The organism is Ruegeria sp. N8, from assembly GCF_056531325.1.
The window spans coordinates 21,339-42,178 of record NZ_JBQFLQ010000011.1 but is presented as its reverse complement, the minus strand read 5'-3'; the positions used below and the strand labels follow the sequence as shown (position 1 = coordinate 42,178).

Annotated in this window: 19 protein-coding genes; 11 read left to right on the top strand and 8 right to left on the bottom strand. The window is 55.9% G+C overall.

Translation table 11 applies throughout. The features are described 5' to 3' along the window. Positions 1-110 precede the first annotated feature (110 nt). Entirely contained in the window at positions 111-818 is a 708-nt protein-coding gene (locus tag ACR0C5_RS17130; protein ID WP_170417827.1) for an IclR family transcriptional regulator, read from the top strand. Positions 819-826: 8 nt separating this feature from the next. Here ACR0C5_RS17130 and ACR0C5_RS17125 read toward each other — a convergent pair whose 3' ends face one another. Genes ACR0C5_RS17125 through ACR0C5_RS17110 form a run of 4 tightly spaced genes read right to left on the bottom strand, consistent with a single transcriptional unit; the run spans position 827 to position 4,747 of the window. Then, positions 827-1,630, bottom strand: coding sequence for an ABC transporter permease (locus ACR0C5_RS17125; protein WP_170417829.1), 804 nt, complete (start codon positions 1,628-1,630; stop codon positions 827-829). Positions 1,631-1,640: 10 nt separating this feature from the next. Further along, a complete protein-coding gene (locus ACR0C5_RS17120) occupies positions 1,641-2,543 on the bottom strand; it encodes an ABC transporter permease (protein WP_170417832.1) in 903 nt (300 codons plus the stop codon). Beyond that, positions 2,540-3,628: an ABC transporter ATP-binding protein gene (locus ACR0C5_RS17115; protein ID WP_170417835.1), complete on the bottom strand. Its 1,089-nt coding sequence runs from the start codon at positions 3,626-3,628 to the stop codon at positions 2,540-2,542. The genes ACR0C5_RS17120 and ACR0C5_RS17115 overlap by 4 nt, the downstream gene beginning before the upstream one ends. Positions 3,629-3,688: 60 nt before the next feature. Then, the gene (locus ACR0C5_RS17110; RefSeq protein ID WP_170417838.1) at positions 3,689-4,747 is read right to left on the bottom strand and encodes an ABC transporter substrate-binding protein; all 1,059 of its coding nucleotides are present in this window, start codon (positions 4,745-4,747) and stop codon (positions 3,689-3,691) included. Positions 4,748-5,267: 520 nt separating this feature from the next. On the opposite strand from ACR0C5_RS17110, the gene ACR0C5_RS17105 reads away from it, so the two are divergent. After that, positions 5,268-5,900, top strand: a complete 633-nt coding sequence (locus tag ACR0C5_RS17105) for a tyrosine-type recombinase/integrase (RefSeq protein ID WP_093037018.1) — start codon at positions 5,268-5,270, stop codon at positions 5,898-5,900. 122 nt (positions 5,901-6,022) lie between these two features. Here the strand turns inward: ACR0C5_RS17105 and ACR0C5_RS17100 are convergent, their stop codons facing one another. Then, on the bottom strand, positions 6,023-7,684 hold the full coding sequence (locus tag ACR0C5_RS17100) for a caspase family protein (RefSeq protein ID WP_170417841.1): 1,662 nt from the start codon (positions 7,682-7,684) through the stop codon (positions 6,023-6,025). A 386-nt stretch (positions 7,685-8,070) separates the two neighbouring features. Here ACR0C5_RS17100 and ACR0C5_RS17095 point away from each other — a divergent pair, with 386 nt between their 5' ends. Together ACR0C5_RS17095 and ACR0C5_RS17090 are read left to right on the top strand one after the other, a co-directional pair. Next, positions 8,071-8,667: a DUF6088 family protein gene (locus tag ACR0C5_RS17095; protein WP_170702629.1), complete on the top strand. Its 597-nt coding sequence runs from the start codon at positions 8,071-8,073 to the stop codon at positions 8,665-8,667. Next, complete coding sequence (locus ACR0C5_RS17090; protein ID WP_170702628.1) at positions 8,658-9,677, top strand: nucleotidyl transferase AbiEii/AbiGii toxin family protein; 1,020 nt, start codon at positions 8,658-8,660, stop codon at positions 9,675-9,677. Before ACR0C5_RS17095 ends, ACR0C5_RS17090 begins: the two co-directional genes overlap by 10 nt. A 55-nt stretch (positions 9,678-9,732) precedes the next feature. On the opposite strand, the gene ACR0C5_RS17085 is transcribed toward ACR0C5_RS17090, so the two are convergent. Further along, positions 9,733-10,431 (bottom strand): DnaA N-terminal domain-containing protein, encoded by a 699-nt coding sequence (locus ACR0C5_RS17085; protein ID WP_170702627.1) that lies wholly within the window; start codon positions 10,429-10,431, stop codon positions 9,733-9,735. Between the two features lie 373 nt (positions 10,432-10,804). On the opposite strand from ACR0C5_RS17085, the gene ACR0C5_RS17080 reads away from it, so the two are divergent. Both ACR0C5_RS17080 and ACR0C5_RS17075 read left to right on the top strand, forming a co-directional pair. After that, a complete protein-coding gene (locus ACR0C5_RS17080; protein ID WP_170702626.1) occupies positions 10,805-12,115 on the top strand; it encodes an AAA family ATPase in 1,311 nt (436 codons plus the stop codon). Next, positions 12,112-13,164: a ParB N-terminal domain-containing protein gene (locus ACR0C5_RS17075; RefSeq protein WP_170702625.1), complete on the top strand. Its 1,053-nt coding sequence runs from the start codon at positions 12,112-12,114 to the stop codon at positions 13,162-13,164. Before ACR0C5_RS17080 ends, ACR0C5_RS17075 begins: the two co-directional genes overlap by 4 nt. An 84-nt stretch (positions 13,165-13,248) precedes the next feature. Here the strand turns inward: ACR0C5_RS17075 and ACR0C5_RS17070 are convergent, their stop codons facing one another. Continuing rightward, complete coding sequence (locus ACR0C5_RS17070; protein WP_170702624.1) at positions 13,249-14,304, bottom strand: tyrosine-type recombinase/integrase; 1,056 nt, start codon at positions 14,302-14,304, stop codon at positions 13,249-13,251. Between the two features lie 230 nt (positions 14,305-14,534). Between ACR0C5_RS17070 and ACR0C5_RS17065 the strand changes: the two genes are divergently transcribed. Then, positions 14,535-15,200 (top strand): hypothetical protein, encoded by a 666-nt coding sequence (locus ACR0C5_RS17065; RefSeq protein ID WP_050605729.1) that lies wholly within the window; start codon positions 14,535-14,537, stop codon positions 15,198-15,200. Between the two features lie 4 nt (positions 15,201-15,204). Here the strand turns inward: ACR0C5_RS17065 and ACR0C5_RS17060 are convergent, their stop codons facing one another. Further along, positions 15,205-16,224 (bottom strand): transporter, encoded by a 1,020-nt coding sequence (locus ACR0C5_RS17060; RefSeq protein WP_170775027.1) that lies wholly within the window; start codon positions 16,222-16,224, stop codon positions 15,205-15,207. A 326-nt stretch (positions 16,225-16,550) separates the two neighbouring features. Between ACR0C5_RS17060 and ACR0C5_RS17055 the strand changes: the two genes are divergently transcribed. From ACR0C5_RS17055 to ccmI, 4 genes are read left to right on the top strand one after another with little or no spacing between them, the layout of a single operon-like run. Then, on the top strand, positions 16,551-18,545 hold the full coding sequence (locus tag ACR0C5_RS17055) for a heme lyase CcmF/NrfE family subunit (protein ID WP_170417870.1): 1,995 nt from the start codon (positions 16,551-16,553) through the stop codon (positions 18,543-18,545). Positions 18,546-18,549: 4 nt separating this feature from the next. Further along, on the top strand, positions 18,550-19,119 hold the full coding sequence (locus ACR0C5_RS17050; RefSeq protein WP_170417873.1) for a DsbE family thiol:disulfide interchange protein: 570 nt from the start codon (positions 18,550-18,552) through the stop codon (positions 19,117-19,119). Continuing rightward, positions 19,116-19,604: a cytochrome c-type biogenesis protein gene (locus ACR0C5_RS17045; RefSeq protein ID WP_170417876.1), complete on the top strand. Its 489-nt coding sequence runs from the start codon at positions 19,116-19,118 to the stop codon at positions 19,602-19,604. The genes ACR0C5_RS17050 and ACR0C5_RS17045 overlap by 4 nt, the downstream gene beginning before the upstream one ends. Then, positions 19,601-20,749, top strand: a complete 1,149-nt coding sequence (gene ccmI, locus ACR0C5_RS17040; RefSeq protein ID WP_170417878.1) for a c-type cytochrome biogenesis protein CcmI — start codon at positions 19,601-19,603, stop codon at positions 20,747-20,749. Before ACR0C5_RS17045 ends, ccmI begins: the two co-directional genes overlap by 4 nt. The last annotated feature ends 91 nt before the right edge of the window (positions 20,750-20,840 follow it).

Here is a 20,840-nt window from a genome sequence, read left to right as displayed (position 1 = left end):
TCATTTGTTTCCGCGCGCTATTCATTGCCAGACGCCTTCGTTATTTGCGATTTCCAATTGCGCTCAAACCGGCTATAAAAAGCGACGGATTTGCGTCGAAAGGTCTGCCTATGCCCGACAAGCCCCGATCCCCTGACGCCAATGGTGGTGTCGAAGCGGTAGAGCGCGCATTGCGTGTGCTGGACATCTTTGAGCCGGGCGATGCAGGCCTCTCTTTGAAGGAGGTTGCGGACCGCAGCGGGGTCAACAAGGCGACAATTCTGCGTCTGAGCGTGTCGCTTGAAAAGTTTGGTCATATTACGCGAGACGCCGAGGGTCTGTTTCACCTCGGGCCGTCTTTGTGGCGTCTTGGATCCGTGTTTCGCCAAAACCTGCGGATGGGGCCAATTGTGCGACCGGTGCTTGCGAATTTGGTGAATGCGACCGGCGAAAGTGCGTCGTTTTATGTGCAACGCGGCAACTCTGGCGTGTGCCTCTACCGGGTCAATTCGCCAAGGCTTGCGCGGGATCACGTTCAGGAGGGCGAGATCATTCCGCTGAGCATGGGCTCTTCGGGTCAGGTGCTGGATGCTTATTCCATCCGGCAGGGAAAACAGGCGGCCAGCATCCGAAAGGCCGGGTATTATCTCAGCCTTGGTGAACGCGATCCTGACGTCGCCGGACTGTCGGTTCCTGTTCTTGGGTTCGAAGATGAATTGCTGGGCGCGATCAGCTTGTCCGGCCTGCGCGTCCGCTTCAATGACACAGCCGTCGAAAAGTATCGCGCGGCGGTCCTTGATGCCGCCCGCCAGATTCGGGTGGAGTTTGGCGAAAAATAAGACCCGCATCATTGTGCCTTGTCTTTCCGACGCCCGATCATCTGCACACCGATAAGCGCCGTGATGGACACGACAATCAGACAGGTCGAGATCGCCGCGATTGTCGGATCAAGCTGATCACGCAGTGAATTGAACATGCGCCGGGTGATTGTGGCGTTTTCCCCGCCCGAGACCAGCATCGAGATCACAACCTCGTCCAGCGACGTGATAAATGCCAGAAAAGCCCCTGTCTGGATCGAGAATTTCACCTGCGGTACGGTGATTGTCCACAATGCGTATGCACGGGACGCCCCTAAGCTGCGCGCTGCAAGCTCCTGATCGAAATCATAATTCTGCAATCCCGACATCACCGTCACGATCACGAATGGCAGCGCCAGCGCAGTATGGGCGATCACGATCCCGGTCAGTGTGTAATTGAGCCCCAGCTTGGCATAGAGGCTGAACACTCCAACAGCGATCAGGATCACTGGCACGACAATCGGCATGATCACAAGGATTTGAGCCGCGCTCCTGATACGAGGCGCAGAGCAATGCAGACCATAGGCACAAAGTGAGCCCAGGGGCGTCGCGATTGCCGTGGTCAGCGCCGCCGCGATCAGCGAGGTCTTTGTTGCGCTCATCCATTCCGGCGACGTGACATAGGCCACGTACCAGCGAAACGAGAGCGATGTCGGCGGGAATTCCAGATAGGATGCCCCCGAAAACGACATCGGGATAACGATCAGCGTGGGCAGGATGAGAAAGAACAGCACAGCAATGCCGACCACTGTCAGCCACAGGCCGTCGATTTTACGTTGTCCGACTTGTTCCATTTTCAGATCCTCAGCGCATAAACAGTTTGTCGAGCCCGAAGACACGGTTCATCAGCCAGATCATCGCCAGCGCCAGCAACAGCAGGACCACGCCCAGGGCTGATGCGGCCCCCCAGTTCGAATAGACTGTGATGGTGCTTTCGATACGCTGCGCCAGCATCTGAACCCGGCCACCGCCCAGCAAAGCCGGTGTGACAAAGAACCCAAGCGACAGGATGAAAACCAGCACGATGCCGGCAAAAAGGCCCGGCAGGGACATTGGGAAAAATACCCGCCAAAAGGCCCCGCGCGGGCTGGAACCAAGGCCCACGGCGGCTCGGACCAGGTCGCCGTCAATATTGCGCATAGTGGCGTAGAGCGGCAGAACCAAAAAAGGCAGCATGATATGCACCATGCCAATGATGGAGCCGGTCAGATTGTGCGCCAGTTGCAGCGGTTCTTCGATAATGCCAAGTGACATCAGCGACGAATTGATGATCCCATTGCGCTGCAAAAGCACCAGCCACGCATAGGTCCGCACCAGAACCGAGGTCCAGAAGGGGACCAGCACAAACACCATCAGAATGGCCGCTGTTTTGTTCGGCATCTTTGTCAGCCAGTAGCACAGCGGGTAGCCGAGAAGGACGCAAATCACCGTCACGGCAATGCTGATCTGAAACGTGACGACAAAGGTTCGCCGATAGAGAGCACTACTAAAGATGCGCGTGTAATTTTCCGTGCTCAGTTCGCCTGCCGCATTGAAAAACGACAGCGAAGACAGCCAGAAAATCGGCAGGAAGACGACGATCAAGATCGTCAAAACCGCAGGCATCGAAAGCCCAAGAAACGTCAGTTTTTCGCGGCGTTCTTCGGATTTGAGCGTGCTGGCATTCTGAAGAGTCCCAGCACCTTCATACGTCTCGGCGATACTCATGCCACATGTTCCGGTACGATGATCGTATCTTCGGGATGCAGGGCAAGGCCGATTTGCTCTCCCTTCGACGGCAACCCGGTTTGGCCCGCGCGATTGGCAGGCACACGCACATTGATCTGACCAGCGCTGTCGTGCTGAACGATCACTAGAACGCTGTCGCCCTGATAAATGATGTCATGCACTTGGCCGGACAGGTCATTGGCGGCGTCTGGCACCGCGCCTGCTGTGACTTCCAGCAACTCGGGCCGGATGATCAGACGATGGCCTCCGCTGCCCAGCGCAATAGGCGTATTGGATTTCAGAACGCGCTCGCCAAGCTGCGCCGTGTCATTCGCTACACTAACCGGCAGGGAAATGGATTCCCCGATAAAATCCGCCACAAAGAAACTATGCGGCTGGCGATAGAGCCGCTCAGGCGTCGCGATCTGTTCGATCCGCCCATGATTGACCACTGCAATCCGGTCCGACATCGTCAGGGCTTCGCGCTGGTCATGGGTCACGTAAACGACAGTTGCATCCAGCTTTTCATGCAGCGCCTTCAATTCGATTTGCATATGTTCGCGCAACTTCTTGTCGAGCGCTGACAACGGCTCATCCATCAGAATGATCTGCGGCTCAAAAACCATGGCGCGGGCAAGGGCCACGCGCTGTCTTTGTCCCCCGGATAATTGCGTGATGCGCCGGTCGCCATAACCGCCCAGCTGCACGGTCTCCAGCGCGCGCTCGGCGCGGGCCTTCTGATCGCTTTTGGACACCCCGCGAATTTTCAACGGATAAGCCACGTTTTCTGCGACCGTCATGAACGGAAACAACGCATAGCTTTGGAACACCATGCCAAGGCCGCGCTTGTGGGGCGGCGTTGCAATCATTTCCTGTTCGCCAAACCGGATCGACCCGCCATCAGGACGCACAAATCCGGCCAGCGCCATCAAAAGCGTCGTCTTGCCGGAGCCTGATGGCCCCAGCAATGTCAGGAACTCGCCCGCGGCGATGTTCAAAGACACGTCATTCAGCGCTTTGACCGATCCGTAGGCCTTGCACAGGTTGGATATATCGATGGGAAGGGAGTGGGCTGCAGGTGACATGGGGGCTCCTAACCTGACAAAAATGGGCGCAGCACAAGATGTGCCGCGCCCAGATATTTTTTACTGTTGGATCAGCGTGTCAAACTCTTCGGTCAACTCGCCCAGCTGGCCGATGTAAAAGTTCGGATCGACCAGAAGCTGCTTGCCATAGTTGTCGGGATGTGTGTTGACCTTCACTGCCATCTCATCCGAGATTATCCCGGTGCCGAAGGCACCCGAATTCACCGGACCCAACGGCATGGTCACCGCCAGCCTCGCCTGTGCTTCGGCGCTCAGCAATTCGTTGATAAGGCGCATCGCGTTGTCTTTATTCGGAGCCCCCTTGGGAACCAACAAGCAGTCCACGTCCATCGTGCCGCCATCAAAGGCATAGGCCACATCAATGCCCGACGCGATCACGCTTTCTACGCGGTTATGGCCCATATGGATCACGTCCACTTCGCCGTCACGCAGCAACTGCGCCGATTGCGACCCGCCGCGATACCAAACGGTAACTTCGGGGGCAATCTCACCCAGCTTGTCCCATGCGCGCGCCTTGCCCTCATTCGTGGCCAACGTGTCATAGATCTCGGCCATCGGCACACCATCCGCCATGAGCGCGGCTTCGAGGTTATAGTTCACCTTGCCGTGCATACCGCGCTTGCCGGGGAAGTTTTCCAGATCCCAGAACTCTGCCCAATTGGACGGGCCATTGTCGCCAAATGCATCCTTGCGATAGGCAATCACCTTGGTGAAGTTGATGAAGCCGATGTAATTGTCATGGATCAGCTCTTTCGGAATGCCTGTGGTGTCAACAATCGAATAGTCGATCGGCTCAAGGCTGCCTTCCCGGCTCAGGGTTTCACACGAAGGCAAATCCTGTTCTGTAACGTCCCATGCAACGGCACCCGCCGTGATCTGCGCGCGCACGTCCTGAATGCCGTTTGTCGTATCTTCCTTGACAGTGATATTCAGCGCACCAGCGGCAGGTTCCAGCATGGCTGAGCGCAAGGCATCCTGAAACGAGCCTCCCCAGGACGCAAACACGACCTCTCCCTCGGCAAAGGCAGGCGAAGCAATGGCCAGGCCACCTGCCACTAGCGCCGTGGTGAGCTTCAGTTTTTGGTTATCTTTCATCATGTCAGGCTCCTCCCGAACTGTTGGTTGGTTTGTGGCTTCGCGACATGCGCGGCTCCACATAATCATTCGCAATCGTTTCATCTAGCAAAACGTCATTTCAGTTTTACTAGAGCTGATGTTGGAATTGGTCAAGGATTCTTTTGCCCCGTAGGATTCACACTCCCGTTTCCTGAGCATCAGAGCCTGGAAAATCTCGCAATTCGCGCATTGGTGCAGCATTCATCTGGGTTCGATCTTGCACATATGGCGTCTGAAGCGATCTTCGTCTGACCCGAAGTTAACTGCCACCGATTGAAGCATTTGGTGGAACGTGCGGACCGCAAACTCTCACTCGCTTTGCGTTGATCCGCGAATTTGAGTGGCAGCTTCTTGACAGTATGCGCCAATTGATCCTGACGACAGAATTGGTCAATTTGGGCTCAGCCCCGACCTCGGATGCGACGCAGCATCCCGTGATATGGAGGCATCGTCAACGTCAGGTTGTCGTTGTGGGAGGGCATGGCGGATCGGAGGATCAGTCATGGAAACACCAAACTTACCGGCCATTCGTGCGCTTCGCCCGGCTTGGAACAAAGGGCGCATCGTTGGGCAAAAACGGCCACTGAAACCAAAACACGTCTGGGCAATCCGTGTTCGACTTGAACTCGCCGAGAACCATCGGGACCTGGCGCTGTTCAATATGGCAATCGACAGCAAACTGCGTGGCTGCGATCTCGTGAAGATGAAAGTCGTCGACGTGATGGCGTCCGGCCAGATCAAGGAACGAGCTTCGGTGTTGCAAAGCAAAACGCAGAAGCCGGTTCGTTTTGAAATCTCCGAAGGCACACGCGCCTCGGTTGAAAAGTGGATGGAAGATGAGCTCATGGTCGGCTCGGAGTACCTATGGCCGGGTCGTTTCCATGAACGCTTGCACATCTCGACACGCCAGTACGCCCGGATCGTCCGGGATTGGGTCACGTCGATCGGTCTGGAGGCCAGTGCATACGGAACGCATTCGATGCGGAGGACAAAAGTCACACAGATCTACAAGAAGACCGGCAACCTGCGGGCGGTCCAGCTGCTACTTGGGCACACCAAGATGGACAGCACCGTCCGGTATCTCGGTGTTGAGCTGGAAGATGCGCTTGCGATCGCAGAGGCCATTGAAATCTAACAACTTGGGCCGTCTTCGCGGACGGCCCAAACAAGACCTTGGCGAAATCTGCGGCGAACAGCGACGAGGAGCCCAGAGCGACGGTCTTCTTGCGGAGCAGGCAAGGACATCGCTTTAAAGTTTCAACTGACACGGCGTATTAGAAAATTCAGAAAAAACTGCCCGTCAATCCTGCGCGGCTCGTAGACAAGCCTTCTTCCTGGCGAAAGTCCTTCGGGCAGTTTGACGCTTATATTGACCTTATAGGGTGTCGCCTGCCCGAAATGCGAACTCAATGTGAAGCGCAATTTCAACTGACCGGAGTCATCGAATTTGCCAGTGAAGTCCCTAAACCAAGGCCCTTCGGCCGCAAAGCCTTGGGCAGATAGCAAGGTCAGCTTGTCTCCATTGCGATTGATGCGCAAGGCTGCAAGTGGCTCGATTTTTCCGGGGAAATAGGCCTTGTCGGGCCGACTGGTTGTTTGCCAATAATCATCGTCCCATCTGCGTCTGATTAAGACAATGTAGTCACCATCAAAAGTCGCGAAAGACGGCGCGACCAACTGATTACAGACTCTTCCTTGCTCTCCTCGAAGTGCGGCAAGAGTTTCACTGGTCTCGAGGCTCTCAGGCGTCAGTCCAAGATTCTCTCTAGCGCTGATATACCGAGAGAAAGCAGATCTCGTGCGTGGGCCCGCAACACCGTCCGCTGTGCCAGCGCTGCAGCCAACGCGATTTAGCTCAGTTTGTATATCACGGATCAGGCTGCGCGTCTCTGTATCATCCTTCGCGCTTTGAGGCGATGTCGGCACAAGAGCTGCTACTTTGTCTCGCGCAGTACTACTGTTGCCCGGCACTTCGTCCTTCTGGTGCTCAGCAAGCAAGTCGTCCCGCAACGAAAGGGCGAGCGCGACTGCAAAATGATCCCTTTCGCCTTCGTATCGCTCCAGAAACATCTCGATCGCATCAAGCCTTCCGAGCGAACGCGCAAGTTCAAAGTCCGCATAAATCTGGTCTTCGACACGCTCAATTTCTTCCTCTGGCGTCGAGCCTGCAGCCGCATCTGGAACAAGAAAAATGTCTCTGGCGGGAAGCGAGCCATAAGTAAATGGCTCCTGATAGCCTTCTGTCAGAGTGTAAACCCTGTCGCGGACTCGCCGAAACAACTTGCCAATCTCAAGTCCGGGTTCCTCGATGTGGTTGAGCAGAGCCTGAGCATAGGGGCTGTTGCGGCCATCGCCGTCAAGCGCCAGCGTTCCGCTCCTTGCAGCATATCCAACCAACACACCTCCCGGATCGATACGTGCAAGTCCGCGTCCAATTGAGCGGGTGCTGTTTGTGCGCTCCATAGTCGCGAGGAATGGATTGTTGCGGCAGGCGTCAACCAACACGATCTTCAAGCCGGGTGCGCCCGCGATGGAGCTAATCAATGTGTTGAGGCGGATTGCCTCGAGTTCGATGTCACGGTCGCTCCGCAGTTCCGCACTGACAGGGATCAGGAAGTTCGTGTTGTCCAACTCGATGCCGTGGCCGGCGAAGTATACGATGACCGACTCGGCGTTTTTTGCCTTTTCTCCAAAGTCACGTATGGCAAGGCGCATGTCGCGGTAATCCAGATCAAGACCTGTTGTGACCTCAAACCCGATCCTGCGCAATGCCTCTGCAATGTCGATCGCATCATTCGACGGGTTTTTGAGATTGCTGACATGTTGGTAGTTCGCATTGCCAATTACCAAGGCAACTTTGTCCGCCAGCACCATCGCAGGCAGAAAACAAAACACAACTGAGAACAGGATACGCTTCATGTGAAATATCGCCGTTAACGCGTCTACCATATGAACGTTTCCACACTTTCGGAATTCAATCAATATGACCGGCGTGGACAAGCTCTAGCTCGGCTTAGGCCGCATAGCGGAGTTCGGGATTGACACGACGAAGGTTCGTTTCCCGCCCATTGCGCCAGTTTCGGCATGGACCATTCATATGAAGTACGAACTCGGAGCCGCCTTGCGGCGGGACAGAAAGATGCTCGCTTGGGAAGCTATCTAAACGTCAGCTTCCGCATTTCCTGCGAGCATGCGTAGCGACTGCAGCGAACTTCCACTTCCCGCTCAACTTACAAAATCACCCAGATACTCTGCTAACTTGTAAGTCAGAAAAAAGTATTATATTTTCTGACAAGGAGAAAACTATGATCACTTCATCGATTAGACAACGCATCATCGGAAAAGGCCGGGGCGCAATCTTTGCGCCAACCGACTTTCTGGATATTGGCTCCCGCGCAAGTGTGGATCAGGCATTGTCGCGTTTGGCAGATCAAGGGATGATCCGACGGTTAACGCGTGGGCTTTATGACTATCCGAGAAAGAGCGCCCGATTAGGGCTGTTGTCTCCGTCAGCCGATGACATTGCCAAAGCGATTGCACGCAAAGACAATCAGGTTCTACAGCCCTCCCCTGCCATGGCAGCCAACCAGTTGGGGCTGTCGACCCAAGTGCCGTCCAAGCCGACTTACATGACCGACGGCCCGACCCGCACCAAGACAGTTGGTCGACAAGTCATCCAGTTCCGGAATGCATCATCCAAAACGCTAGTTGGTGCAGGCCAGAAAACCGGCGCCGTATTTCAGGCGTTACGCTATGTTGGCAAAAACCGGGTGGATAGCCGTGTTGTCGACACGCTGGCCCGCAATCTGGATGTTAAGGACCGCGCATTGCTCGCAAGACAAAGTAGATATGTTCCGGCCTGGATGCACCCGGTAGTGCAGCAAATCGTGGCATGGGTCTGATCTTGGACCAGTTTGCCAACGATACTCCAAAGAACCGTGAAGAAGCGTTTCAGGAAACGGCCGCAAAGCTTGGCATTTCCAAGGCAATCGTTGAGAAGGATTTCTGGGTCTGCTGGTCGCTGAAACATCTATTCGCCCTGCCCTCTTTTGGCACTCACATGATCTTCAAGGGTGGGACATCGCTATCCAAGGTCTATGACATCATCCATCGGTTCTCAGAAGACGTGGATCTGTCTCTCGACCGGGCACAGCTCGGTTTCGACGGCACACGTGACCCCGAGCACCCTGCCCTTTCAGGCAAAAAACAAAAGCAACTGCTGCAGGAGCTTCAGGATACGGCCACCAAAGTAGTCTCAGGACCGCTTCTGAAAGAAACCAAGATCAAGTTTGGCGCCGTGCTTGATCAGCACTTTTCCCTCTCGGTCGATCCTAATGATGCACAAACCTTGCTTTTCGCCTATCCATCCGAGACAAGTGCGGCCAGCGGCTACATCCAGCCGGTAGTGCGGTTCGAATTTGGCGCCCGTGGGGTTCACCTTCCGGCCGAGTCCCGCAGGATATCACCTTATGTGCATCAGGCATTTCCAGACCTGTTGGAGGCGAGCGACGTCGATGTGAAGGTCTTGGGTGTTGAACGCACATTCTGGGAGAAAGCCACGATCCTGCATATGCTCTATCATCAGGACATCACCAAACCTCTGGCTGACCGTATGTCGCGCCATTATTACGACATGGCTCAGTTGATCAAACACGAGACCCATTCTCGCGCTATCGAACAGATCGATTTGCTGGATCAGGTTGCACACCATAAGTCCGTCTTCTTCAAAGCGGCTTGGGCTAACTACGAGAATGCCAGGCCCGGATCACTAAGATTGCTACCGAACCCTGAGCTGAAAGCAGCGCTGCGCCGGGACTATGTGGGGATGCAAGAAATGATCATCGGGGATCCCCCCTTGTTCGACAACATTCTGAAAACCATCGGGATGTTCGAGGCCAAACTCAACGGTTGAAATCAGCAATTTCGGTTGTCTCACGGCACAGCGTGCGACTTACAAATCTGGATTGTTAGCCGAGCAAACACACTTTCTGAATTCGCCCGAACTCGAGCTGGACCGCTCCAAGTAAAGGTTTCAAATGGTGAGATTGAATGTACTGTGCGATGAACTTGCTGGGTGCGCGCAAGGTGATTGTCTGATCTTGTATTTCAACAAATTTGAGATCGCAGTACCAACTTTTAAACAATAGTGCTTCAGACTCTGATAGGCGCCGAAGCGCCCTGCCCCACGGATCCTGAAGGTCTTGTCCCTCATGTTCAACAGCTTCTGGTTTTTCTTGGCCAAATTGTACATGAACAACCTTTTCGGTCGGTTTTGGAGTTTGTGTCTCCATGCGCGATACAAAATCAGAACCAACATTTCGCCAAACCGGTTCGCTCAGACGGTAAATTTCCGTGTAGTTGAGTCGGTACGCTGCGACGCGGCCTCTAACCCCAGGCCTAAGCTGGAGAAGTATACTTGAATCCGTCAATCGCTTAATTTCTCTCTTGACGGTTCGTTCGTCCACAGACCAGAGGCGGGCCATTTCTTTTTGTCCGACCGTCAGCTCATCAGTGCGCCAGTTGTATCGGGCCGTTATCAACGCAATGAGCCGCATCATCGAACATTGAAAACCGGGTGTGCCATTCAATCCCGCAACAGAGATTGCAGTCAAAAGATCGTACTTCTGAGAACCGGCCTGAAATCCTGTAAATCGTTTTATTTCCATTTTGATACTGCCACTGTGCCTCGAGCGGATCGGTTTCGCTGACCGATTCCATCAATTGGGTTCAGTGTGATGAAATCCCGTAGTTTGTCAACGGGCTTTGAAAAACAGGATGACCGCCTCTTTCTTCAAAATCAAAAGAAAATTCGGTTAATAGGTTATAGGTGACACTATGCTGTCACCATATTGGGGGTCGAGTGTCACCATATATCTGGTAATTGGTCGCTGCCTGTCACCAAAACATAGCTTCGCTTTCGAAATACCTCCCGTTTTTACCGAGTCGGAGGCGAAAAAGCGGAAATTCCATTCTTTACGTTTTGCAGTTTTCCAAAATCGCGTTATTAGAAGACATCCGTGATATAACAAGAGCAGCACCATGCGTGACCACACCGACCTTCAAGCTATGAACGAACGAAGCCTGGCCCAACAGGCTGCCGTCCGCCGCGCTACTTTCTCGCCCGCTGACGAGAAAGTGCTTCGACCATTCTCGATCTGGGAAATTAGCCAGTTCATGTTTGATGTCCCGGCGGACACCTTGAGAAAGAAGTTGGCCGAAGATCCGTCTCTTCCGCAAGGGGCGACTGAAGATGATGGGCGGCAAAGATGGTTTTCTCTGGCTGAGATAAATGAGTTGAGACGGCGCCTGAGATTTAGAGGTAAAAGCCTTCTGCCTCAAAGGCCGGCAGGCCGGGCTATGAGAGTAGCGGTTTCGAACTTTAAGGGTGGTGTCGGCAAAACTGTCGTTGCCCAGCACTTGGCGAATGCGGCCGCGCTTGATGGTTACCGTGTTCTGGTGGTGGATTTCGACCCCCAGGCGACACTCACGCATTCGATGGGTCTGGCTGAAGTTAGAGAGTGGAATACTGTCTGGGGCATTATGTGCCGCGATCTCTGCCGTGAGGCGAACCGGATCGCGGACGAATATGATGATCCCGCAGATTGCCCCTACCCTACTGCCGACGAATTGCCTGAAGATGTTCAGTCGATTGGCGCGCAACGTGTACAAGACTTCATTCAAAGAACTTCTTGGTCGACGATCGACATCATCCCGAGCTGTGCGAACGCGGCCTTCGTTGAATTTGCGTCCGCTCAGTACAGGTCCATTCATAAGGCATGGAGTTTTTTTGGATGCGTAGCAAGATATCTCGATGAGTTGCCTGACGACCAATATGATTTGATTGTTTTCGATTGCCCGCCGGCAATTGGATACCAGTCTTTGAATGCGGCCTTTGCTGCTGACATCCTCTATATTCCGTCTGGTCCTGGTTATTGGGAGTATGACAGCACAACGAGTTATCTTGGTCAGCTTGGCGATGCCTTGGAAGACATAACCAGCGGGTTCGAACGTATTGCACAGGATGCTGGTATCACGCTTCCTAAAAGGTTCGATGACATACGTGTTCTCATGACTCGCTTCGAGGCTAGCAACTCTTTGCACGTCGCGATGATGGATGCTTTCAAAAATGTCTTCGGCGCCGATGTCTGTCAAAATCCCATCGAAATGACACGTGCGGTCGAGCAATCTGGTAGGTTCCAGATGTCTGTTTACGAGCAGGACTACAGACAGATGACTCGGGACACATGGAAACGGGCGCGTCAGTCATTTGATAATGCATACAGCGAATTTAGGGATGTCGTCCTAAGGGCTTGGGAGGCACGTACTAAAATTGAGGAGCGGGTAGAATGAGCGGGAATAAATTTGGCTTCACTCCAATTGATGAAGATGACCTCAAGAAAACACGCCGCCGCGAAGTGGGGCCGATGGGGGCTGCGGTTCGCGAGACAGCAAACAGCCTAAATGAAAGCACTGAGAACCGTGTCGAACAGCGACGGCAAAATGCCTCCGATGCTAAGGAGTATCGTAAAGCTCGTGATGAGGGGCGAGTCTTGGTTGCGGTTGGCATCAATGAAATTCATACGACAGATCTGCCACGAGATCGCTTGGATCTTTCGGCTGTCGCAAGTTCCGACGAGATGGATGAACTCAAGGCTTCAATTCAGGAACGCGGCCAGAAGGAGCCCATAGAGCTTTATAAGGATTCAGATGGACGCTTCCAACTCAAAAAAGGTTGGAGACGAGTAACTGCTCTTAAGCAGCTTTATGAAGAGACCGGTGATGAACGCTTTTCCAGTGTTACGGCGCGAGTTGCCAAATCCCAGAGTGATCGCATCGACCTCTATATTGACATGGTTGAAGAGAACGTTGTTCGGGAAGACTTGACGTTTGCTGAGATGGCGCAAGTGGCAATTCTTGCTTCTAAAGATTCAGAGTTGGGGGCAGGGGATGCAGAAGCTTTGGTCGGAAGGCTGTACTCATCCCTGCACAAGATGAAACGCTCCTATATTCGTAGCTTTGTTTACCTGCTCAGTGAACTTGAGGGTGCGTTGCCGTTTCCAAAGAGTGTTTCCAGAAACCTTGGCGTTGAGGTTGCGCGGAAACTTCGAGCGTCATCGGCTTCAGCTGCTGCATTAAGAGATGTGTTAGTGCGCGCATCCACAGCCGGTGAGCAAAACGAAATACTTGATGCTTTCGTGGCAAGTTCTGATGCTGAACCAGCTAGCGGCAAGCGGCGTGAGAAGGTTGAGAGCGTGAAGTATGAGTTCCACGTGGGCGCTTCAAAAATCACTGCGCGCAAGGGAGAGTGCAGGATATTGTCTGGTCAGGACTTTAGTTCGATTGACCGGTCAAAGCTCCAGAGAGCGGTTGAGGCTTTCGAAGCTGTTTTGAACGAGTAGTAACCCGCGGGTTACCCATGCTCAGATTTCTTAATTTTAATGGCGGTAACCCACGGGTTACCGCTTTCTTCGTTTAGCACCAGCTTACCCCAACAGGTCTGCGGCCGGGTTTTCGGCGATATCGACGTCATCGTAGTATTTCTGCGCCTGTGCCATGGAGCGGTGTAGGGACAGGCGCATGGCGGCCTGGATCGGGGCACCGTCCAGTGCGGCCTGGGTCAGAAAACCCGAGCGCAGCCCGTGGGGCGAGGCGAAGCCTTCGGGCAGCCTCGCCAGTTTCAACCGGTGCCGAACAATCTGGTAGATCGCATCCGGGCTGAGGCGGCGCTTGAGCACCCGGTCAGCCTTGGAGATGGGTCGGAAGAGCGGCCCATCCCTGATCTGGCCCACCTCGATCCAATGCACCAGCGCCTGTGCCGCGCGGGTCTTGAGCACCAGCCGCGGGGTTTCCCTCTTTTGGGTGGTCTTGGTTTCCAGCAGCGAGATCCACACCAGACCCTTGGCCTCGAACTCTTTCAAGGACACATCTTCCCGCATCAATCCGGTGATCTCGGACCTTCGCCGCCCGCCCGAAGCCCAACCCAGCATCAGGATCGCCCGGTCGCGGCAATCGCGCCGCGACCCCCGGCAGGTGGTCAGCAACTGCTCGAGAACATCGCGGGTAATCGGGTGCTGCGATTTTGGGGCAGGGGGCCGGGCTGTAGCCCGGCGCGCCTTGGCACGGGCCTGCTTCACCTGCGGCGCACCGAAAGGACTGGTCAGGTTCTTCATTCGATGAAAGGCAAGCCAGGAGGCGATGCGCCGGTCCAGCGTCGAAGGGGCAGGACAGGCGAGGGACTTCCGCAGCCCCTGAGTAATCAGCGCTTCTGCGGTTTCGCGCGCCACATCCGTTTCTGGTGCGTCATTCAGATCGCGAGCGTGATCGAGAATGAAGGTGAGAGCGGTGGCCTCAGATTCCGGCCAGTCCAGCGTCGCTGCGAACCGCGCGGACTTCCAGGCGGTGATATAGAGCAGGTCGCGCTCATAAGCGCGCAGCGTATTGGCTGGCGTGCCGCGCACATAAAGATCGGTGAGCGCCTCCTGATCTTCTGCGGAGAGGGCTGGGGAGGGGCTGGGGAGGTAAGGCGCAAGGGGCTTCATGAGGCACATTCTGCGCGCATTTTCCGGCGAAATCAATCAGTCATGATAAGGGATACTTATCGAGTGTAACTTGAAACTGATAGCGCAACAAAAGTAACGAGCAAAAGTAACAGATTTTGCGCGTAAAGTAGGTAGAGGGCTTGCGGAATAATAAAATCGGAGGTTCTGTCGCAGGTCTGTAAACCAATTGGCATCGACATTGCGCTGGAACCGTTGGCAAACTAAATGAAATGAACAGATATTTTGCCACTGAATTGCCTTTCTGGAAGTTTGCCAGAAACACGCTGATCGTCAGTTGCCTTGCGTTGTTTCCGCTGTTGGCCATCTTCGTTTTGCGCACGCCGGGCTTTGCGACGCACCTCCTGAACAGTGGTCCCGCGTTTGTTCGGTTTTTGCGTCAGGTGGTGACGAATGGGTTGCCGGTCGTTTTCCTTTTAAATTATCTCAGCTTTTTTCTTTTCGCCGTTGGGGTAAGGGCGCGGGGCAGGGGGGCCATCCCGGCCCGGTATCTGCTAATTGACCTGCTGCTACGGGCCGTCCTGTTCATCGCGCTGCACGCGCTGATCTACGCGCTTTCGGCAGACTGGTTCGGGTCTTTCGGCGGTGATCCCGTAGTGGCGTTGCGGGTAGTCGGTCCGACGCTGGTACGCTCCGCCTACTTCGAGAACATCTCAGGCGTTTACCTGTACGCCACGCTGGTCGGAGCGCTGCCGCTATACCTATCCGTCGTTCAGAGCCAGATCGCCCACGGTACTGGATTTGCAGCCCAACTGGCACGTCGCGTACCTGGGCGCGGCGGACCTGTGACATTGGCCCTGCTACTGATGGCGGTGTCAGTGGTCGTTCTGACCACCGCGGCGGCGCTGATTGTCCGTTTACAGTCGGTTTGGGGCTGAAGGGTCAGAACGCCCTGCGTATCGCGAAGGAGACTGCGTAATCGCGTTCAAGCTGGGGCCCATCCAGATCTTGATACACAGGGATCACGCCCTCGATACCCAGGCGCGTGCCCGCCAAAACGCCCGACCCCGGCACAAGGTAATTCACTCCGATTCCGATACTCAGAAACTGGCCGCCGCGCAGGGTCGGATCAGCGGTGGGCACCATGCCTGGGTTCAGGCGCGCATCCGACCCGTCAATGTTTTCCACGATGTCGCCGACCACCCGCAACGAGGAGCTGAACTGGTCATTCCAGCGCCGTGCACCCCAAACTGTTGCTGAATAGACGTCACCCAAGGTGTAACCGGCATCATTCTCACCCATCCGGATCACGGCGGCCAGCTGGGCGCCCCAAGACCAATCCGCGTTCTGGCCCGTATAGGTGACGCCCGGCAGCAGGTCGTAGGTGCCTGAACCCAGTTGCATGGGGTAGGGCAGCAGCTGGTCCGGCCCAGCTGGCGTGGTGTCGGTCTCGTCTATCGAGCCAGTCGGCAGACTGAGGCCAAGAGATAGTTCCAGCACCTGCCCGTCGGATTTGTAGATATCATATCCGCCGATGATCTTCAGATCGCCAAACCCCTGTGCCCTGGTCTTAAAGGTCTGGCCCATGCGGGTCTGGTGCTTCATCGTCTTGCGGGTATAGGGCAGCATCGCCATCACCGAGATCTCGTCGGTCACACCGTACATCAGGCCGACCATCGCCATGTTCATGCTCATGCTGAGCGGCGCGATCGGATACTGCGACAGAACGTTCGAGGTAGACAGCGACTGCGTTCCGGTACGATTTCCGTCCATCTCCATGTTCATGTAAGAGAACACAGGCATCAAAACACCCTCGGGTGGATGCATACCGCCAACGACACCCGTTGGCGGCACCGCGTCGGGGCGCATCATCCTGGACATGCTTCCCATACCTGACATGTTGCTGGAGGCTTGCGGGTTCATCGCCACGTTGTCAGCCGGACGGGTTTCCGGTTGGGCCATGGCAGTTGACCCAAGGCTCAGCCCCCCAGCCAGTATTACAGCCTGGAGGCGTTGCCAGACGCACGTAATCTTGCTGTTGCTCCGTGTCATGATGCCCTCGTGTTCGTTTGTTTCCTGAGTCCCTGCCCTGAAAACAAAGTGTTCGGTACGTCCATCGGTGAAGTCGAAATGGTGGGGGTCTCCAGCGCTGGAAGGTCAAGGCCGCCGGCCAGATTTGCGCTCGTCAAGCATGCATCAGCCGAAGGGGGTGCGGCAATAATGCGCTTGACCCTCCAGCGCTGGATTGTCGGACAAGGCCGCAAAACCGGAAATCCGGAGGGATTGGAATGATACCGGAAATCGGGCAGTTCGCCCTGGCGCTTGCCCTGGCCGTGTCCTTGGTGCAAAGCGTATTTCCCTTGATTGGAGCAGCACGGAACAATGTCATGTGGATGCGATCGGCATCTGCGACCTCGGTCCTACTGACAGCGCTGGTTGCTATCGCCTTCGCCGCTCTGATGTGGTCCTTCGTGGTCAGCGATTTCACTGTGCTAAATGTGGCCAGCAATTCTCATTCGCTGAAACCGATGCTTTTCAAGGTGGCTGCGACCTGGGGTAGCCACGAAGGGTCGCTGCTGTTGTGGATTCTGATATTGGTGATTTTCGGGCTGGGTGTGTCTCTGTTGGCTCGGAACATCCCACTGAAACTCAAGGCGCGCACTCTGGCAGTGCAGGCCTGGATCAGCGCGGGGTTCCTGTCATTCATGCTGTTCACCTCGAACCCGTTTGACCGGGTGTTTCCGGCACCGCTGGATGGTCAGGATTTAAATCCGCTGTTGCAGGATGTCGGCCTGGCTATGCACCCGCCGTTCCTATACCTGGGTTACGTCGGCTTCTCTATCGTATTTTCTTTCGCCGTGGCTGCCCTGATTGAGGGGCGGGTCGATCCGGCATGGGCGCGGTGGGTCCGACCCTGGACATTGGCGGCCTGGGTGTTTCTGACACTTGGTATCGTTCTGGGCAGCTGGTGGGCCTATTACGAACTGGGTTGGGGCGGCTGGTGGTTCTGGGATCCGGTCGAGAATGTCTCGTTTATGCCCTGGCTTGCTGGCACAGCGCTGTTCCATTCGGCCATTGTGACCGAAAAGCGCGGCAGCTTCAAAAGTTGGACGATCCTACTGGCCGTTTTGACCTTCTCGTTGTCCTTGTTGGGGACATTCATTGTCCGCTCAGGCTTGCTTACATCGGTCCATGCGTTTTCGGTCGATCCCGAACGCGGCATTTACATCTTGGCGCTGTTGGCTGTCGCGATCGGTGGTTCATTGACGCTGTTTGCCATACGCGCACCGGAGATGGAGGGCGGCGGTCTTTTTGCCCCGATCAGCCGCGAGGCCGGTTTGCTTATTAACAACCTGCTGCTGGCCACCGCAACGGCGACGGTTCTATTCGGTACGCTTTATCCGCTTTTGCTTGAGGCTGTGACAGGTGAAAAGATTTCGGTTGGACCACCTTATTACAACGCCAGTTTCGTGCCGATCATGCTGGTTCTAGTCGTTGTAATGGGGATTGGGCCGCTGTTGTCATGGAAGCGGGCGGATTTGCGCGGTGTTCTGTCCCGGCTCAAATGGGTGGCCGGGGTTAGCCTGCTCGTAGCGTTGCTTGTGTGGTATCTGGATACCGGCGGCCCAGCCTTGGCGGTAGTGTCGATCGGCCTTGCGGTTTGGTTGCTGGGCGCTGTGCTGACAGAGTGGGCCAGCCGAATTAAGCTGGGTGAGGCACCGTTGGCCGAGTCCCTGCGTCGGGCCCGCAGCCTACCGCGTTCTCATTACGGCATGGTCGTGGCCCATGCGGGGTTGGCTGTCTGTATGATCGGCTTTATCGGGTCCAGCGCTTGGAAATCCGAGGTCGTGACTTTTGCCGAGCCCGGAACACAGATTGAGATAGCAGGGTTCGACGTGCGTTTTGACGGTGTGGAACAGCTTCGCGGTCCGAACTATCTGTCTCGCGCGGCCACACTGACGGTATTTCGCGATGGCGCTTATGTCACCACGCTTCAACCCGAGCGCAGGGCCTATCTCGTGGCGGGTACCAGTACGACCGAGTCAGCAATTCGAACGACGTTGGCAGGGGACCTTTACGCCTCAATATCGGAACCGGCGGCGGAATCAGAACAGAGCAAATGGACCCTGCGTATCTTGTATGAGCCATTGGTGGTCTGGATCTGGATAGGTTCAGGATTGTTAGCATTTGGTGGTGTCTTGTCACTCTCCGATCGGCGTCTACGCGTCGGTGCACCACGAAAACGGACTGGGCAGAGCTCCGTTGCGGTGGCGGCGGAGTAGGGCAATGAAACGTCTATTTGCACTGTTCCCAATTACGATTGCCGGCATCCTGGGTGCCTTCCTGCTATGGGGACTGAATCCCGATCGCGATCCAAACGAAATCCCGTCTGTTTTGATCTCGCAGCCGGTGCCTGAGTTCGACTTGCCGCCGGTCGAAGGGCTGGATACCCACGGGCTGTCCAGTACCGATCTGGTGGAAAATGACGGGTCAGCTCCGATCGTGGTCAACGTGTTTGCGTCCTGGTGCGTGCCCTGCCGGGCCGAACATGCGGTGCTGACGCGTATGGTACGCGATGAGGGCATTCGCCTGATGGGCATTAACTACAAAGACAAGCCGCAGGACGCGCGGAAATGGCTCGACGATCTGGGCAACCCTTATGAGCGCATCGGTTCCGACCTGGACGGCCGAGCCGGGATCGAATGGGGGATTTCCGGCGTGCCGGAGACCTTTGTGATTGATGGCGCGGGCAAGGTCGTATTCCGTTTTGTCGGCCCGGTGCTGGGCGACGAGGCAATTTCAAAGATGCGCACCGCGCTGGATCAGGCGCGGGCGGCCGGAGGAGAGGCGTCATGATACGTCGCATTGTAATTACCGCGGTCACTCTGGCGATGCTGGTGTCGCAGCCGGCATTCGCGGTTGAGCCCGACGAGATACTTGCAGATCCGGTATTGGAAGAGCGGGCCCGGGCGATTTCGAAACAGGTGCGATGCGTGGTGTGCCAGAACCAAGACATCGACAGTTCTAACGCTGGCGTGGCGCGCGACCTTCGTCTGCTTGTGCGCGAACGGCTGGTGGCAGGCGACACGGACCAGCAGGTTATGGACTTTCTGGTTGCGCGTTATGGCGACTATGTTCTGTTCAACCCGCCATGGAAGCCATCAACTTACATTCTGTGGGTTGCGCCTATCGTCATCCTGGGGCTGGGTGGTATCGCGACTGCAGCGGTATTGACCCAAAATGCGCGCCGATATCGGAAGTCGCGAAAACAAGAGACGGAACGCGGCGCGAGCGAAGAACGGAATCCCGAAAACCATTCACTCACGGAGCCGCACGCATGATCTGGATTATCTTTTCATTCATGGCCGTGGCGGTGTTTCTGACGCTCGCCCTCTCCGGCCTGGGGCGCAAGACCTCGGACTTGTCGAGACGCGAAAGCGCCTCTGCCATCTTTTCCGACCAGATCGGCGAAGTGGAGAAGGACCTGGAACGAGGAATTATCTCAGCCGAAGAGGCCAAGGCCGCCAGAGCCGAGATAGAACGTCGCCTGAAGGCGATTGACCGGCAATCGGACGACAAAGCGATAATGGGCCATTCCGGGCGTGCGCTGATTTTACTTGCCGCGCTGGTAGTTCCAGCGCTCGGAGCCGGTCTTTATTGGCAACTGGGTAGTCCCTACATCCCCAGCCAGCCATTTGCCCAACGCGAGGGGGAGCAGGCCGAAGCCCGTGAAATCGCCGACCTTGCCGTGCGCCTGAAGTCGCGGCTTGAGGCGGATGAAACCGGCGGGCCAACCGAGGGATGGGTGTTGTTGGCTCAGACCTATATGCGTATGGGACGCTTTGGAGATGCCGCAGACGCGTTCGAGGGGTTGCTGGACCGACCCAATGCGAATTCAGCGCTGGTGTCGCAATATGGCGAGGCGTTGGTCTATGCCGATGACGGTGTCGTTACGCCCAAGGCCGATCGGGCGTTTGAACGAGCCTTGGAACTGGACCCATCGAACCCAGCAGCGACATTCTACAAAGCCATTGGTCTGGAGCAGGCTGGATCGCCTGATAAGGCCTATGACCTACTGAAGACGCGGATGGACGCCGAAGAGGAGTTCCGGCCATGGATGGAGAGTTTTGTGGCCCAGCTTAACCGCATCGCCCCGTCGATCGGACGGGCTCCGGTGAATCTGGCGGCTTTTGCCCCTTCCATGCCCGGCCCAACTGCCGATCAGGTGGCGGCGGCCGAGGAGATGTCAGACGAAGACCGGCAGGCCTTCATCCGCTCGATGGTCGAACGGCTTGCGAGCCGGATGCAGGAAAACCCAGGCGATCTGGACGGCTGGATGCGGCTGGGCAACGCCTATTCGGTGCTGGGCGAGACCGACGGCGCCCGGAACGCCTATGGCAGGGCAAGGGATCTGGCGGATGACCTGCCGCAGGGGGATCCGCGCAAGGTGGCAATCGACCGGGCATTGCTGGAACTGGGGGGTTGATTCCCGCAGCCCGGCGTGGATCGGGCCGGCGCCGACTTCGCGCTGATGCCCAGTGAGCCATCTGGAAAATTCCGGTTTAGGCTATCGCATG

Bases quoted from the DNA above. Each gene is read 5' to 3' on its own strand.
- ACR0C5_RS17125 (WP_170417829.1), bottom strand. From the start codon at position 1,630: ATGGAACAAGTCGGACAACGTAAAATCGACGGCCTGTGGCTGACAGTG.
- ACR0C5_RS17100 (WP_170417841.1), bottom strand. From the start codon at position 7,684: ATGAAGCGTATCCTGTTCTCAGTTGTGTTTTGTTTTCTGCCTGCGATG.
- ACR0C5_RS17105 (WP_093037018.1), top strand. From the start codon at position 5,268: ATGGAAACACCAAACTTACCGGCCATTCGTGCGCTTCGCCCGGCTTGG.
- ACR0C5_RS17085 (WP_170702627.1), bottom strand. From the start codon at position 10,431: ATGGAAATAAAACGATTTACAGGATTTCAGGCCGGTTCTCAGAAGTAC.
- ccmI (WP_170417878.1), top strand. From the start codon at position 19,601: ATGATCTGGATTATCTTTTCATTCATGGCCGTGGCGGTGTTTCTGACG.
- ACR0C5_RS17075 (WP_170702625.1), top strand. From the start codon at position 12,112: ATGAGCGGGAATAAATTTGGCTTCACTCCAATTGATGAAGATGACCTC.
- ACR0C5_RS17120 (WP_170417832.1), bottom strand. From the start codon at position 2,543: ATGAGTATCGCCGAGACGTATGAAGGTGCTGGGACTCTTCAGAATGCC.
- ACR0C5_RS17045 (WP_170417876.1), top strand. From the start codon at position 19,116: ATGATACGTCGCATTGTAATTACCGCGGTCACTCTGGCGATGCTGGTG.
- ACR0C5_RS17090 (WP_170702628.1), top strand. From the start codon at position 8,658: ATGGGTCTGATCTTGGACCAGTTTGCCAACGATACTCCAAAGAACCGT.
- ACR0C5_RS17095 (WP_170702629.1), top strand. From the start codon at position 8,071: ATGATCACTTCATCGATTAGACAACGCATCATCGGAAAAGGCCGGGGC.
- ACR0C5_RS17065 (WP_050605729.1), top strand. From the start codon at position 14,535: ATGAACAGATATTTTGCCACTGAATTGCCTTTCTGGAAGTTTGCCAGA.
- ACR0C5_RS17115 (WP_170417835.1), bottom strand. From the start codon at position 3,628: ATGTCACCTGCAGCCCACTCCCTTCCCATCGATATATCCAACCTGTGC.
- ACR0C5_RS17060 (WP_170775027.1), bottom strand. From the start codon at position 16,224: ATGGCCCAACCGGAAACCCGTCCGGCTGACAACGTGGCGATGAACCCG.
- ACR0C5_RS17110 (WP_170417838.1), bottom strand. From the start codon at position 4,747: ATGATGAAAGATAACCAAAAACTGAAGCTCACCACGGCGCTAGTGGCA.
- ACR0C5_RS17080 (WP_170702626.1), top strand. From the start codon at position 10,805: ATGCGTGACCACACCGACCTTCAAGCTATGAACGAACGAAGCCTGGCC.
- ACR0C5_RS17130 (WP_170417827.1), top strand. From the start codon at position 111: ATGCCCGACAAGCCCCGATCCCCTGACGCCAATGGTGGTGTCGAAGCG.
- ACR0C5_RS17055 (WP_170417870.1), top strand. From the start codon at position 16,551: ATGATACCGGAAATCGGGCAGTTCGCCCTGGCGCTTGCCCTGGCCGTG.
- ACR0C5_RS17070 (WP_170702624.1), bottom strand. From the start codon at position 14,304: ATGAAGCCCCTTGCGCCTTACCTCCCCAGCCCCTCCCCAGCCCTCTCC.
- ACR0C5_RS17050 (WP_170417873.1), top strand. From the start codon at position 18,550: ATGAAACGTCTATTTGCACTGTTCCCAATTACGATTGCCGGCATCCTG.